Origin of the sequence: Faecalibacterium sp. i25-0019-C1, assembly GCF_042854225.1 — a bacterium.
In the GTDB taxonomy this organism is placed as follows: domain Bacteria; phylum Bacillota; class Clostridia; order Oscillospirales; family Ruminococcaceae; genus Faecalibacterium; species Faecalibacterium taiwanense.
This window is the reverse complement of sequence record NZ_AP031428.1, coordinates 2,563,534-2,577,544: the sequence shown is the minus strand read 5'-3', so window position 1 is coordinate 2,577,544 and position 14,011 is coordinate 2,563,534. Positions and strand designations below refer to the sequence as shown.

The 14,011-nt window shown below is 57.9% G+C and carries 12 protein-coding genes; 8 read left to right on the top strand and 4 right to left on the bottom strand.

The annotated features are described in order from the left end of the window. Positions 1 to 42 precede the first annotated feature (42 nt). From ACGHUK_RS12650 to ACGHUK_RS12615, 8 genes are all read left to right on the top strand, one after another. A complete protein-coding gene (locus tag ACGHUK_RS12650) occupies positions 43 to 1,260 on the top strand; it encodes a cysteine desulfurase family protein (RefSeq protein WP_005937861.1) in 1,218 nt (405 codons plus the stop codon). A 2-nt stretch (positions 1,261 to 1,262) separates the two neighbouring features. Then, positions 1,263 to 1,706 (top strand): Fe-S cluster assembly scaffold protein NifU, encoded by a 444-nt coding sequence (gene nifU, locus ACGHUK_RS12645; RefSeq protein ID WP_005937858.1) that lies wholly within the window; start codon positions 1,263 to 1,265, stop codon positions 1,704 to 1,706. A 140-nt stretch (positions 1,707 to 1,846) separates the two neighbouring features. Further along, entirely contained in the window at positions 1,847 to 2,644 is a 798-nt protein-coding gene (locus ACGHUK_RS12640; RefSeq protein ID WP_390574472.1) for a hypothetical protein, read from the top strand. Positions 2,645 to 2,660: 16 nt separating this feature from the next. Further along, a complete protein-coding gene (locus tag ACGHUK_RS12635) occupies positions 2,661 to 3,443 on the top strand; it encodes a hypothetical protein (protein WP_371289925.1) in 783 nt (260 codons plus the stop codon). Positions 3,444 to 3,760: 317 nt separating this feature from the next. Then, positions 3,761 to 4,369, top strand: coding sequence for a twin-arginine translocase TatA/TatE family subunit (locus tag ACGHUK_RS12630; RefSeq protein WP_371289924.1), 609 nt, complete (start codon positions 3,761 to 3,763; stop codon positions 4,367 to 4,369). A gap of 91 nt (positions 4,370 to 4,460) precedes the next feature. Continuing rightward, positions 4,461 to 4,664 carry a twin-arginine translocase TatA/TatE family subunit gene (tatA, locus tag ACGHUK_RS12625; protein WP_097800908.1) on the top strand — a complete coding sequence of 68 codons (204 nt, stop codon included), beginning with the start codon at positions 4,461 to 4,463 and terminating at the stop codon, positions 4,662 to 4,664. A gap of 2 nt (positions 4,665 to 4,666) precedes the next feature. Next, positions 4,667 to 5,470 (top strand): twin-arginine translocase subunit TatC, encoded by an 804-nt coding sequence (gene tatC / locus ACGHUK_RS12620; RefSeq protein WP_097781276.1) that lies wholly within the window; start codon positions 4,667 to 4,669, stop codon positions 5,468 to 5,470. Between the two features lie 254 nt (positions 5,471 to 5,724). Then, positions 5,725 to 7,494: a glycoside hydrolase family 2 protein gene (locus ACGHUK_RS12615; RefSeq protein ID WP_390574471.1), complete on the top strand. Its 1,770-nt coding sequence runs from the start codon at positions 5,725 to 5,727 to the stop codon at positions 7,492 to 7,494. 63 nt (positions 7,495 to 7,557) lie between these two features. Here ACGHUK_RS12615 and ACGHUK_RS12610 read toward each other — a convergent pair whose 3' ends face one another. From ACGHUK_RS12610 to ACGHUK_RS12595, 4 genes are all read right to left on the bottom strand, one after another. Further along, the gene (locus tag ACGHUK_RS12610; protein ID WP_390574470.1) at positions 7,558 to 8,676 is read right to left on the bottom strand and encodes a foldase; all 1,119 of its coding nucleotides are present in this window, start codon (positions 8,674 to 8,676) and stop codon (positions 7,558 to 7,560) included. Positions 8,677 to 8,695: 19 nt separating this feature from the next. Then, positions 8,696 to 12,169: a transcription-repair coupling factor gene (gene mfd, locus ACGHUK_RS12605; RefSeq protein WP_390574469.1), complete on the bottom strand. Its 3,474-nt coding sequence runs from the start codon at positions 12,167 to 12,169 to the stop codon at positions 8,696 to 8,698. Positions 12,170 to 12,354: 185 nt separating this feature from the next. Next, positions 12,355 to 12,933, bottom strand: a complete 579-nt coding sequence (gene pth / locus ACGHUK_RS12600) for an aminoacyl-tRNA hydrolase (protein ID WP_097774427.1) — start codon at positions 12,931 to 12,933, stop codon at positions 12,355 to 12,357. A 167-nt stretch (positions 12,934 to 13,100) separates the two neighbouring features. Next, a complete protein-coding gene (locus tag ACGHUK_RS12595) occupies positions 13,101 to 13,859 on the bottom strand; it encodes a UDP-N-acetylglucosamine diphosphorylase (protein ID WP_118526623.1) in 759 nt (252 codons plus the stop codon). Between the last annotated feature and the right edge of the window lie 152 nt (positions 13,860 to 14,011).

Here is a 14,011-nt window from a genome sequence, read left to right as displayed (position 1 = left end):
CAAGGCTCCTGCAGACGCGTTCAATAAGAAAGGATCATTCCTATGGAAAACATGGAAAAAGTGGTTTATCTGGATAATGCTGCCACCACTCCCTGTGCTCCCGAGGCACTGGAAATGATGGTCAAAGCCCTGAGCGGTGCCTGCGGCAACCCCAGCAGCCATTACAGTGTGGGCTATGAGGCTAAGGAATTCGTGGACACCGGTCGTGCGCAGGTGGCAAAGGCCATCAATGCAAGTCCGGCTGAGCTCTTCTTTACCAGCTGCGGCTCCGAGGCCGACAACTGGGCCGTAAAGGGCACCGCCTTCACCAAGGCACGCCAGAACAAAAAGCACCTCATCACCAGCGCTTTTGAGCATCATGCCATCATGCACAGCATGGCTGCACTGGAGCGCATGGGCTTTGAAGTGACCTATATCAAGCCCACCGCCGAGGGCTACATCCGTCCCGAGGACGTGGAAGCTGCCATCCGTCCCGATACCGCGCTGGTCAGCATCATGATGGCCAACAACGAGATCGGCACCATCCAGCCCATCAAGGAGATCGCCGAGGTCGCTCACAAGCACGGTGTGTGGATGCACACCGACGCGGTGCAGGCTGTGGGTGCCATCCCCGTGGATGTGAAGGAGCTGGGCGTGGATATGCTGTCCATGAGTGCCCACAAGTTCAACGGCCCCAAGGGCATGGGTGCCCTGTATTGCCGCAAGGGCGTATGGCCCCAGAACCTGATCGATGGCGGCAGTCAGGAGGCCCGCCACCGTGCAGGCACCGAGAACGTGGCCGGCATTGCTGCCATGGGCAAGGCACTGGAGATCGCCACGGCGCATCTGGATGAGCGCATGGCCCACGAGAGCGAGCTGCGCGATTATGTCATTGACCGCGTCCTCAAGAACATCCCGGAAGCCCGCCTGAACGGCGGCCGCAGCCCCCGTCTGCCTAACAATGTGAACATCAGCTTCCCGGGTCTGGAAGGCGAGACCATCCTGCTGGATCTGGATATGCACGGCATCTGCGCCTCCACCGGCTCTGCCTGCAACTCCGACAGTCTGGACCCCAGCCACGTCCTGCTGAGCATCGGCGTGCCTGAGGAGATCGGCCACGGCTCCATGCGGTTCACCTTTGGCCCGCAGAACACCATGGAAGAAGCAAAATATCTGTGCGACGTGCTGGAGGAAGTGATCCCCCGCCGCCGTGCTATGAGTTGTATGTGGCTGCAGGGCCAGAACACGGCCCGCCAGTTCAGCCTGAAGGGAGAGCAGTAATTATGGCAAGCATGTATAGCGCAAAGGTCATGGAGCATTTTGCAAATCCGCACAATGTGGGTGAGATCCCCGACGCAAACGGCGTGGGCGAAGTGGGCAACCCCAAGTGCGGCGATATCATGCGCATGTACCTGAAGATCGAGAACAACGTGATCGTGGATGTCAAGTTCCTCACCTTCGGCTGCGGTGCCGCCATCGCCACCAGCAGCATGGCCACCGACCTCATCAAGGGCAAGACCATCGACGAGGCTCTCAAGCTGACCAACAAGGCCGTTGTGGAAGCTTTGGAAGGTCTGCCTCCCATCAAGGTGCACTGCTCTGTTCTGGCCGAGCAGGCCGTCAAGGCTGCTCTGTCCGACTACTACCGCCGTCAGGGCATCGATCCGGAACCCATCGTGGGTAAGCTCGAAGAGGACTGCGACCACTGCGAGAGCTGCGGCCACTGATCCCCGCATTATGGAAGCCTGCTATTGGACAATGTGCCCGATGGCAGGCTTCTTTTTTGTGGAAATGGGAATCCTTTACAGCATATTGAAAAATGATATAATAGAGAAAAGATTGTTGCCTTTTCAAAAAAGGAGGAAATATGAAAAAATGCAAACTTGCGGCGATGGCATGGTTAAGTGTATGTATTGTTCTGTTTACTTCCTGTGGCAATTCTGCGGGGGTGTCTGCTGGTTCCACTAGCGAGGTAAAAAGTACGGCTGTAAGCGAAAGCACAGCGGAAGAAAAACAGCCCTATGAGATACTTCGTGAGAAAGAAGATGAAACAAAACAGATTGCGGCAGACGAAGAACAGCAGGTAAAAGAACTTCAAGATGCGCTGAATGCAGTTAATTTCTATTATGAAGAATTTGACGGCGGTGATGCTCTGATGGGGGTAAGCCCCAATTGCGAAAATAACGAAAAACAGGGAAAAAGCTGCATTGTCCCAGTTGTTTATGTTTTTGGTCCGTCGGTGGACCCAATAGCATGTATAGGGTTTGATTACATAGGTGATACGTATCTGGATATGGATACGGTTGAAATTGATACGGATAACTATAGATACACCTATGGAAACACAACGTTTATAACTGATGTTCAGAAGGACAAGCTGACAATATCTCCGAATGGCGATGAAAAAACAGAAGAGGCTGCATTTCGCCTTGCGACAGAAGATGACTTGGATGCATTAGTGGATATTGTGGAATCGGATGAAGTTGGTCTGACATTCGCAAAATACAACACCGCAAAGCCGGTTTTCGTAGAATGCGAAATGCCGGAAGAAGATAGACAGGCTATCACAGATGTGTTGAATGCGTATTACCTGTATCTGAATGCCAGTGAGAAGGTGCGTGCAAAAGCACTTGCAGATATTTCGTATACAGAAGTTGAATCGTGAATAGGAGGAGATAAGAATGCGGAGAAAAATTTCAGCGATCCTTGTAACAGTGCTGATAATGCTGATGGTAATGCCAATGGGGGCTTTTGCGGCAGTGCCTTCGGTGCAGGAAGTGGAAACGCTGATTGCACAGATCGGGACAGTCACGCGCGAGAACCGCAGTGCAGTCGAAAAGGCTGTCAATGCTTATAACCAGTTAGACGATGCTTCTAAAGCGGGCGTGTCAAATTTTGATGTGCTGGCCGAAGCACAGCAGATTCTTGGCATCAAGGATGCGCTGGCAAAGCTGAACATTGACCATGATAAGGTGGAAAACAGTATAGTGATGGTGAGTCCATATACAGTAAACAATGAATCAGTAGGACAATCTGTAATGGCACCGGCAATTATTTTTGTTGAACAATATGATCAACCGTTATTAGCAATGGCAGTTGAATATATAGGCGAAGAACATTTGTGGATGAATGTTGTAAAAGTAAGAGCGGGGGAAAACAAATATGAATATTACTATGGGGACTTTCCTATAACAGATGCCGGTGAGGAAAAAATTAAAAATAAGACTGTGGCAGTAGAAACAGGAACACGTATTGCAACGGATAATGACTACAACATGTTTATGAATATACTGAACGCAAAAGAAGCAATCGTCAGATTTAGCAATGTGAATTATGGGCGCGTTATGAAGTCGTATGATTATACAATAACAAATGAAGATCGTCAGGCTATCACGGATGTGCTGAATGCCTACAACCTTATGTGCTCTGTCAGCCCGGATGTACTGCGAAAAGCGTTGGCATGACTTTTGAGCCGTGGGAACAGGCTGTTTTAAATAGCCGACGCTGTTGTATCCTATCCAAAATGTAATAAAGCAAGTGTAAAATATTATTTGTTTACAAAAATGCCCTGAATATGCACTCGTTCATGAAAAATTCATATATTGTTCAGAATGAGTTCACCACTTTTCGGTATAAGTAGGGCAACACAGGCGCAAAGAGCGCCGAACTCCCACGGAAACGGACGAAGAACAGGGCAAAGAACGGTTCGCGGCACGCACTGCAATGCAGGTGCGTCGGCCCCGGAAAACGTCCCGCCGCACAGGAAAGGAAACGAGTTAGTATGAAAATTGGTTTTTGGGAACTTGTCGTCATCGTGATCGTGGCGTTCGTGTTCATCGGCCCGGATCAGCTGCCCGTCTACGCAAAGAAGATCGGCAAGATGCTGCGTGAACTGAAAAAGTACACCGGCGCTGCTTCTGAGGAGATCCAGAAGAACGTTGTGGAGCCGCTGAATGAGATCCAGGCTCCCCTGAAGGAAGCCGTTGCCCCGCTGACCGATATCAAGAAGGATATCGACAACAGCGTCAAGGATGTGACCAAGAGCTTTACCGGTATCGGCAAGACCAGCAAGGAGGAAGCTGCCAAGGCAGAAGCTGCCGAGGAAGTGACCGAGCTGACCGAGGAGCCGGTGGAAGAGCTGGAAGAGGACGCTGCACCTGCCGCCAAGGCAGAGGAGAGCGCTCCCGCTGAGGAGACCGCTGCACCTGCCGAAAAGGCCGAAGAACCCACTGCCCCGGTTGAAAAGGCTGAGCCTGCCGCTGCACCCGCAGAGGAAAAGGCCGAGCCTGCTGAGGAAGCGGCTCCCGCACAGGAAGCTGCCGAGGCTGCTCCTGCGGCCGAACCGGTGGAGGAAGACCCTCGTCAGAATGATGTTCTGCCGAAGGACTGATTACTTACTGGATGCACCCGCGCCCGCGGTTGCCTGATACATGCAATAAGCCCGCCACGCGGCGCGGCAAAGTAAAAAGGAGATTTTTATTATGCGTATTGGTACTAACGAACTGCTGATCATTCTGGTCGTCGCTCTGCTGATCTTTGGACCCAAGAACCTGCCGAAGCTGGGCAAGATGTTCGGTAAGACCATCAACGGCTTCAAGAAGGGCATGGAGGACGAGGAAGGCTCCGATGATTCCGAGGAGAAGACCGAGAAGAAGGTTTCCAAGAAGGACGAAGACGAGGAGTAATTGTGGCTACGAACGTTAAGCGCAAAAAGAAAAAAGCCGAAGTCATGGCAGAGGACGGCAGCATGACGCTGACCGGCCATCTGAAAGAACTGCGGAACAGGCTGATCATCTGCGCGGTGGTGTTCGTGGTGGGTGTTGTGGTCTCGCTGGCATACGCCGACCGTCTGATCGATCTGCTCACTGCCATGGGCCGCGACTATTACGAGTTTGTTTCCATTGCCCCGCAGGAAAAGCTGATGCAGTATTTCCGCGTCTCCATTCTGGCAGGCGTGGTGGTCACTGTGCCGGTGGCGTTCTACCACATCTATGCATTTGCAAGGCCGGGTCTGAAACGGAGCGAGAGCACCTTCTTCAAGCTGGTCATGCTGCTGGGCCTTATCCTGTTCTGCGTGGGCGTGCTGTTCGCCTACAAGCTCATGATGCCCTTCATGCTGCGTTTCCTCAGCACCGGCATCGAGGGTGCCGAGTACATCCAGACCACCACCAGTATCGAGAGCTATGTCAACCTCTGCTTGACCATGTTCATCATTTTTGGCTGCGTGTTTGAGATGCCTCTGATCACCATCATCCTGTCCAAGATGGGCATTATCAACCCGCAGCTGCTCAAGCAGGTGCGCGGCGTTGCCATCGTGATCATCTTCTTCATCGCGGCTGTTGTCACCCCGCCGGATATCGTGTCTCAGTGCATGGTGGCCGGCCCCATGGTGCTGCTGTACTTCATCAGCATTCTCCTGAGCGGCATCTTCTATAAGCCGAAAGAGGACGATGATGACGAAGAGGATGACGAGGATGAGGACGAAGAGTAAGCTCTGACTTCTGGTTTTCTGTTTTATCATTGCAAAAGCAAAGGCTGCTGCGCCATTTGGTGCAGCAGCCTTTTTGTATGTGGAAAATGCTTCCGGTGCAGAGCGTAATCGCGTGGGGCCGTGGCCAGCAGACGCTGGGTGCCACAACTCGTCCAAAGCGAACGCGGCGGCAATTCCAAATCGTTGCTGCTCAGTCTATACAAGCCACCCGCCCTGTGCTAGAATGAAACCAACAAATCAAAGGCGGTGAAACCATGCACCCACTCCCGGAATATCCTCGCCCGGCTATGCGCCGGGACAGCTATGAGAACCTGAACGGCCTGTGGAAGTACGCCATTACTCAGACGGCAGAATACCCCGCTGCGTGGGACGGCAGCATTCTGGTGCCCTACTCTCCGGAAACAAAGGCCTCCGGCGTGGGCCGCACCCTGCAGCCCGGCCAGTGGCTGCACTACCACTGCACCTTTGCTCCCCCTCCGGGAGAAGGGGGTCGGGTGCTGCTGCACTTCGGCGCGGTGGACGATGCCTGTGCGGTGCAGGTGAACGGTCATCTGGTGGGCGGCCATCGGGGCGGCTACTGGCCCTTCACACTGGATGTCACCGCCCAGCTCAACGATACGGGCCGCAACAGCCTGTGGGTGGCCGTGCAGGACCCCACGGACAGCGGTACGCAGGCCCGGGGCAAGCAGACCCTGAAGCCCGGCGGCATGTTCTATCCGGCCCAGAGCGGCATCTGGCAGACGGTCTGGCTGGAGCGTGTGCCGGAAAACTACATCCAGTCGCTCACGGTCACGCCGGACTACGATGCCCGCACCGTGACCGTGAAAGCCCATACTTCCATGCCCGGAGGTGCAGTGAACCTGTGGGCCGTGGTGCGGGCCGGGGGCGTGACCATTGCCGAGGACTGGGGCAGCGACGAAGCGGACCGGGACGGCGAGGTGACGCTGAACATCCCGGAGGAACATTTCTTTCCGTGGAGCCCGGATACCCCGTTTTTGTATGACCTGACCGTGGGCACCACGCAGGGAGGAGAGGAACAGTTCGACACCGTGCACAGCTACTTTGCCCTGCGCAAGTGGAGCTGTGAGCCGGATGCGCGGGGCGTGCTGCGCTTCTGCCTGAACGGAAAGCCCATCCTGCTCAACGGCCTGCTGGACCAGGGCTACTGGCCGCAGGGCCTGTATACCCCGCCTTCCGATGCAGCGGTGGAGCGGGAGCTGAGCGAGGTGAAAGCGCTGGGATTCAACCTGCTGCGCAAGCACGCCAAGATCGAGCCGCAGCGCTGGTACTACCACTGCGACAGGCTGGGCCTTGTGGTCTGGCAGGACATGGTGAACGGCGGCAGCAGATACAACCTGTGGTTCGTCACCTACCTGACCAATGTGCTGCAGCCCCTTGTGCGCCGCCTGCCCGACGCAGAGCCGCTCTGGGGCCTGCTGAGCCGCGGAAAAGCATCCAGCCGGGAAACATACCGCAAAGAGCTGCAAGCCACCGTGGAAGCCCTGCGCTGCCATCCGTGCATCGGCTGCTGGGTACCCTTCAACGAAGGCTGGGGCCAGTTTGATGCGGCCGGGGCAGTGCAGGCCATCCGCACGCTGGACGATACCCGCCTTGTGGACGAGGCCAGCGGCTGGTATGATCAGGGCGGCGGAGATGTGTGCTCCATCCACAACTATTTCTATCCGCTGCATGTAAAGCCCGGAAGCCGTACCGTGGCCCTGAGTGAATACGGCGGCATTGCATGGCCCATGCCGGGGCACGAAGCACCGGGCAAAACCTACGGCTACGGCACGGTCAAGAGCCGCGCAGACCTGACCGCCCGCTGCAAAAAGCTGCAATTGGGCACGGTGCTGCCGCAGCTCAAAAAAGGACTCTCGGCGCTGGTGTACACCCAGCTGACGGATGTGGAAGATGAGGTGAACGGTCTGTTTACCTATGACCGGGCCGAGATCAAGCCGGATGCCAATGCCGTCCGCTCGGTGAATGCTGCCCTTGCCGCAGAGTTCGCAAAAGTGACGCGGTGAAAGAAAAAACTCCCTCAGTCATCGCGCAGCGATGACTGAGGGAGTTTTATGTTACAGCAACTCTCAGCTGTTGGCGCTGTTGTTCACGATCTTTTTGGCGGGCAGCTTGTTCATGGCAGAGCTGTCCAGATCGTGTGCCAGCTCTGCACCGCCTGCGGCCAGTGCGTCGTCCAGCTCGCCGCCCTTCATATCGCTCAGGATCTGGCTGCGCAGGTCGTCCAGCGAAGAAACGCTCAGCGGGTCTACACGCACCATCAGGAGCAGGGTGTGGCTGTTGATCTGCACGGCAGCGGCTTCGCCGTAGGAAAGGCTGCGCAGAGCATCGGCTGCGCCATCCTGCGTAAAGGCCGAAGCAACATCACTCTCGGTCAGCAGCTCGGTCTGGACGCTGGCGCTGTCGTCGGAAGTTTCGCCGTCCAGCACAGCGTAGATGTCCGGCAGGGCATTCTGTGCGGCCTCATGCAGGGCACTCACCTGATCCGAGACCGTCTCGCCGCCTGCAGCATTGACGCTGTCGGCAGCGGCCTGTGCCAGCTTGAGCATCTCGGCCTTCTGGTCATCGTCCGCAAAGGCATAGGTGCTGGTATTGTACAGCGGGATGCTGATGTAGCAGATCTCATACATGCTGTCGTCCAGATGGCTGGTCAGCTCGTCGTCCTCCACTGGGGTCTCGCCGTCCGGGCCGTAGACCATATCCAGCAGGGCGGTGTGCTCCACCTGCAGACGTTCATATGCCTTGACGGTCTCCAGACCAATGCCGTTGGCGGTGTAGGTGTCGCCGTACTGGTCCATCATCTGCTGGGCATAACGGTCGGCAGTGGAAAGCTGCTCTGCAGTCAGCTCACCGCCCAGCGCCTTGAAGCGGGCATCCACAGCGGCCAGCGTTTCCAACGTTTCCTGCGTTTTCTGGGCCACATAGTCGCTCACAACTGCGGTCTCGCCGCTGTCAGAGTCGGTGGTGATGGTCTCTTTCAGGAAGGCTTTTACGTCGGTGGCGTCCTGATCGGTGCCGGCAAGCTGGGCGGCCTGCTGGTAAGCACCGTACTGTGCCAGCAGATACATGCCGGAGGTGATCTCAAAATCACCGATGCTGCCCACGGTGTCCGGGGCGGAAATGGTGCAGCCCACAAGGCTGAACACCAGTGCAAGTGCGCAGATCAGCGCGAGAAGTTTCTTTTTCATGGCAATGCTCCTATGATGTTTATTTTTGCTCGGCGGAGGCAAGGATCTCTGCCATCGCCTTGAGGATGCTTTGCAGCAGCTCCAGCGGCTTTTCGTCGGGCTGCAGGGTGACCGAGAGATAGGGCCGGTTGCCTGCACCGGCGGTGACGCGGCCATTGAAGGCCACCAGCAGGCCCCGGATCATGGGCAGCTCCAGACTTTCCAGCTGCAGGGTGAGGGTGTCCTTTTTCTGGGTCACTTCGGTCACGCCCACAGTGCTGGCCTGCACGCGTACCAGCGACACGTTCACCAGATCGCTCACCGAGGGCGGCGGGTCTCCGTAGCGGTCGATGAGCTCGTCCAGCACATCGGCGGCATCCTCTGCCGTCTGGATGGCGGCAATGCGCTTATAAGCTTCAATGCGGCCCGGGCCGTCTGCGATATATTTCTCCGGGATGAAGGCATCCACCCGCAGGTCCACAAGGCATTCGCTCTTGTCCCGCCGGACAGGTTCGCCCTTGGCCCGGGCGATGGCCTGCCCCAGCATCTTCACGTAGAGGTCGTAGCCCACGGCCTCCATGTGGCCGTGCTGGCTGTGGCCCAGAAGACTGCCCGCACCCCGGATCTGCAGATCCCGCATGGCGATGCGGAAGCCGGAGCCGAAGGCCGTGAACTCCCGGATAGCGGAGAGCCGCTTCTGGGCGATATCGGTCAGAGTCTTGTCTCGCCGGAAGGTGAAGTAGGCATAGGCCTTGCGGCCGGAGCGGCCCACCCGGCCTCTGATCTGGTACAGCTGGGCAAGGCCCATGCGGTCGGCATCCTCGATGATGAGGGTGTTGCAGTTGCGCACGTCGATGCCGGTCTCGATGAGGGTGGTGCACACCAGAATATCGATCTCGCCGTTCAGCAGATGCTGCCACACGGGGTTCAGCTCTTCCTCGGTCATCTTGCCGTGGGCAATGCCGATGCGTGCGCCGGGCACCAGCTTGCTCACATGGGCGGCGCAGGCTTCGATGTTGTCCACCCGGTTGTGCAGGTAGTACACCTGCCCGCCCCGGGCAAGCTCCTTCTTCATGGCTTCGGCAAGGATCACGTCGTTGTATTCCAGCACAAAGGTCTCCACGGGCTGGCGCTCGATGGGCGGCTGCTCGATGGTGGAAAGGTCCCGGATTCCGCTCATGGCCATGTTCAGCGTGCGGGGGATGGGAGTGGCCGACAGGGTGAGCATGTCCACCCCGATGAAGTTCTCCTTGAGCTTTTCCTTGTGCTTCACACCGAAGCGCTGCTCCTCATCGATGATGACAAGGCCAAGGTCATGGAACTTCACGTCCTTGGACAGCAGCCGGTGGGTGCCCACCACGATGTCCACACTGCCCGACTGCAGGCCCCGGAGGGTCTCCTTCTGCTGTTTTGCGGTGCGGAAGCGGGACATCATCTCCACCTTTACGGGAAAAGCTTCCATGCGGGAAAGAATGGTGTTGTAGTGCTGCCACGCCAGCAGGGTGGTGGGGGCAAGGATGGCGCACTGCTTGCCGCCCATCACGCACTTGAAGGCGGCGCGCAGGGCCACTTCGGTCTTGCCCACGCCCACGTCGCCGCACAGCAGGCGGTCCATGGGCCAGCCCTTTTCCATGTCCTGCTTGATCTCGGCGGTGGCGTTCAGCTGGTCGTCGGTCTCGTCGTAGTCAAAGCGGGTCTCAAAGTCCCGCTGCCAGTCGCCGTCCGGCGGGAAGGCGTAGCCGGTGGCCTGGCGGCGGCGGGCGTAGAGCTCGATCAGTTCCTGCGCCATCTCCTCGGTGGCTTTTTTTACCTTGGCGCGGGTACGCTGCCACTCGGCACCGCCCAGCTTTGCCAGCTTTACCTTTTCCTCGTCGCCGGGGGCGGTGTAGCGGCTCAGCAGGTCCAGCTGGGTCACCGGAACATACAGCACATCCGAGCCGGAGTACTGCACCTTCAGGTAATCTTTCGTGGCACCCTGCACTTCCAGCCGCTGGATGCCCGCATACATGCCAATGCCGTGGCTCTGGTGCACCACATAGTCCCCGGGCTTGATGTCCGAAAGGCTGGAAAGGGCGTTTTTGTTCTTTTTGCGCTTTTTGGTCTCGGCGGCGGTCTCTTCCTCCAGACCGTGCCTGCGGCTGGACAGCACCGCCGCATGGGCAAACGGGAAGGTGCACCCGGCGGTCAGATGACCCGGCAGCACCTGTACGATGCCTTTTGTGGGCCGCACATCCCGGCTCATGCTCACGGAGTAGCCCTTGTCGGCAAGGTCGCGGGTGAGGGCGGCGGCACCCTTGGGCGTGCCGGAGAACAAGGTGACGGCATAGCCCTGCGCAATGAGCGGGTCAAGGTCTTCTCGCAGGGAGACAAGGTCGCCGTTCCAGTTGGGGGCGGCAAAGGCCTCGGCGTTGATGAGGTCTTTCAGCTTAAATTCGTTCATGCCGCGCAGGAAGTTCTCGCACAGCAGGGTGCTCTGCTTCTGGGCGGCAGCGGCAAGGTCGTCCATGGTCTGGTAGAGTACATCCAGCCCGGGACAGAGCACACCCTCTTCCAACAGGCCGGTCAGCTCTTCGCTGCGACGGAACTCGGTGGCCTTCTGGGCATCCCGGATGCCGCCCACCTCGTCCAGAATGAACAGCGGTGTGTCCAGATGATCCAGCAGGGTGGCCGGGCTCGGATAGCGCAGGCCGTAGTATTTATCCATGGCTTCCGGCATCAGGCCGGAGTCCAGCTGAGCAAGGTCGGCTTCCGTGGCCTTTTCCAGTGCGGTGCGGTGCCGACCGCGTGCCTTTTTGATGGCGGCACGCAGGGCCTCGGCAGTCTCGGCGGTATCGCCGAACAGCACCTCGCGGGCAGGGGAAAGATAGATCTTTTCCAGTGCGCTGTCCCGCCGCTGGGTGAGCAGGTCGAAGGAGGAAATGGAATCGATCTCGTCGTCCCAGTACTCCACGCGGGCAGGCTGGCGCATATCCGGCGCATAGATATCCACGATATCGCCGCGCACACTGAACTGTCCTGGGCCGTCCACCTGACTGCGCCGCACATACCCGGCGGCGAACAGCCGGGCCACAAGCCCCTCACGGTTGTACACCATGCCGGGTTTGAGGGTAAGAGTGTTCTTTAAAAATTCATCCCGGGGCACGGTGTACTGCAACAGCGCTTCGGCGGGCACGCAGACCGCGTTCAGCCGCCCGCCTGCGAGGGAACCCAGCACCGAAAGGCGGCGGTACTCGTACTCGCGGCCCGCGCCCTCCACTGGGCGCAGCATAAAGTCCCGGGGCGGGAACACCGCAGCGGCAAGCCCCAGTGCCTTGAGGTCGTCCGCAAAGTGGGTGGCCTCGGCCTCGCCGGGGGTCACGATGCACAGCACCCGGCAAAGGTCTTTTTGCAGCGCGGCGTACAGCAGGGCACGGCCTGCGGGCGGCAGACCGAACAGCGCGGCAGGACCAGGCTTTGCAAAGCTGGCCGCGATCTTCTGATATTCCGGTGTGGCCTTGAGTAAGGCTTCGTACATGGAAAAACCTCCTTTCTCGAAACCCTCTCAGTCATCGCTGGCGCGATGCCAGCTCCCCCGAAAGGGGGAGCTTTTGACAAAGAGATTTCGTTTATCATTTAAGGGAAAGTTTATGGGGTGATGCGGAAAAGCTCCCCCCTCGGGGGAGCTGTCGCCGTTAGGCGACTGAGAGGGTTCGTTCCGCTTTACCCGTTATATTTGCTCTGTGCCAGACTCAGCTTGCCGTCCATGATGAGCTTTGCGGCGGCCTCAAGGTCGGGGTAGCGGCCGCTCAGAGCCTTGGCATCCTCTGCCGGGAACTTGCCCAGCACCCACGCGGCAAGGTCGTAGTCCGGGTGGGGCTTGGCACCCACGCCGATGCGGATGCGGGGAAAGTTCTCCCCGCCCAAGCGGGCGATGATGCTCTTCAGGCCGTTATGTCCGCCTGCGGAGCCGGAGGGCCGGATGCGCAGCTTGCCGGGGTTCTGGGTGATATCGTCGCACAGAACGATGACGTGGTCGGCAGGGATCTTGAAAAAGCCCGCCGTGGGGGCGATGGAGTCGCCCGAAAGGTTCATGTAGGTCAGGGGCTTGAGCAGCACCACCTTGTGGCCGTCCACTTCGCCCTGACCCCACAGGCCTTCAAATTTGGTTTTGCTGACCGAAATGCCCCACTTGTCGGCCAGATAGTCCAGCGCGGCATAGCCCGCATTGTGGCGGGTGCCGTCGTATTTTGTTTCCGGGTTGCCAAGACCGGCGATCAGCCAGATGTCATTTGTATTCATGAGTGTTATATTTTCCTTTTTGTGATAAATTGTCCGATGCAAGTCCTAAGTATAACATACGCGCGTGCAAAAAGATATACATTATAAGCGAAAAAGATGCACCTGCAAACAAAAACCGCCGCGCAGGGCCATCCTGTGCAGCGGTCTGTACGCGAAAAACGGACAGCTTACTTGCTCTGCTCGTCTTCCAGCTTCTTTTTTTTGGCAATGTAGGCTTCCATCTTGGGCTCTGCCCAGCCCTCCAGATTGGTCTGGCGGTCACGGGCGATGCCCAGCGCCTGTGCGGGCACGTCCTTGGTGATGGTGCTGCCGGCGGCGGTGTAGGCACCATCGCCCACCTTCACGGGGGCTACAAGGTTCGTGTTGCAGCCGATGAAGCAGTAATCGCCGATCTGGGTGCGGAACTTATCCTTGCCGTCGTAGTTGCAGGTGACGGTGCCGCAGCCGAAGTTGCAGTACTTGCCCACATCGCTGTCGCCGATATAGGTCAGGTGGCTCACCGTGTTGCCCCGGGCAAAGTTGGAGTTCTTGGTCTCCACGTATGCACCCAGATGCACGCCGTAGTCGGTGACGGTGTTCACCCGCACATGGGTGAAGGGGCCGATGTTGTTGTGAGGGCCGATGTGGCTGCTGTATACCTGACTGGCGTTGACGGTGCTGCCCTCGTCTACGATGCTGTCCTCAATGAGGGTGTTGGGGCCGATGATGCAGCCCGCACCGATGACCGTTCTGCCGCGCAGGATGGTACCGGCCAGAATGACGGCACCCGGGGCGATGACCACGTCCGGTGCGATCTGCACGGTGCGGCTGTCGATGATCACGCCGTTTGCGATGTGCTGCAGCAGAATGACCTCGCGGGCGGCTTCGGCGGCATCCAGCTGCTCACGCGCTGCATTCAGCGCAGCAGAAGAAACAGAATTTTCCATACGATAGATCTCCCTTCCGGCACGGCGGCTCCCGGCGGGTGGATGATAAGGCCCGACCCGGAAAAATGATGCATCCATATCCAAAGATGGATACAACAGAAGCTTTGCGCCGACAAAAAAGAAAAGCTGAAATTATAGGGATAGAAAGTTGT

Excerpts from the sequence above, each read along its gene's own strand:
- tatA (WP_097800908.1), top strand. The coding sequence starts at position 4,461 with ATGCGTATTGGTACTAACGAACTGCTGATCATTCTGGTCGTCGCTCTG.
- mfd (WP_390574469.1), bottom strand. The coding sequence starts at position 12,169 with ATGTACGAAGCCTTACTCAAGGCCACACCGGAATATCAGAAGATCGCG.
- pth (WP_097774427.1), bottom strand. The coding sequence starts at position 12,933 with ATGAATACAAATGACATCTGGCTGATCGCCGGTCTTGGCAACCCGGAA.
- ACGHUK_RS12650 (WP_005937861.1), top strand. The coding sequence starts at position 43 with ATGGAAAACATGGAAAAAGTGGTTTATCTGGATAATGCTGCCACCACT.
- nifU (WP_005937858.1), top strand. The coding sequence starts at position 1,263 with ATGGCAAGCATGTATAGCGCAAAGGTCATGGAGCATTTTGCAAATCCG.
- ACGHUK_RS12640 (WP_390574472.1), top strand. The coding sequence starts at position 1,847 with ATGAAAAAATGCAAACTTGCGGCGATGGCATGGTTAAGTGTATGTATT.
- ACGHUK_RS12615 (WP_390574471.1), top strand. The coding sequence starts at position 5,725 with ATGCACCCACTCCCGGAATATCCTCGCCCGGCTATGCGCCGGGACAGC.
- ACGHUK_RS12630 (WP_371289924.1), top strand. The coding sequence starts at position 3,761 with ATGAAAATTGGTTTTTGGGAACTTGTCGTCATCGTGATCGTGGCGTTC.
- ACGHUK_RS12610 (WP_390574470.1), bottom strand. The coding sequence starts at position 8,676 with ATGAAAAAGAAACTTCTCGCGCTGATCTGCGCACTTGCACTGGTGTTC.
- ACGHUK_RS12595 (WP_118526623.1), bottom strand. The coding sequence starts at position 13,859 with ATGGAAAATTCTGTTTCTTCTGCTGCGCTGAATGCAGCGCGTGAGCAG.
- ACGHUK_RS12635 (WP_371289925.1), top strand. The coding sequence starts at position 2,661 with ATGCGGAGAAAAATTTCAGCGATCCTTGTAACAGTGCTGATAATGCTG.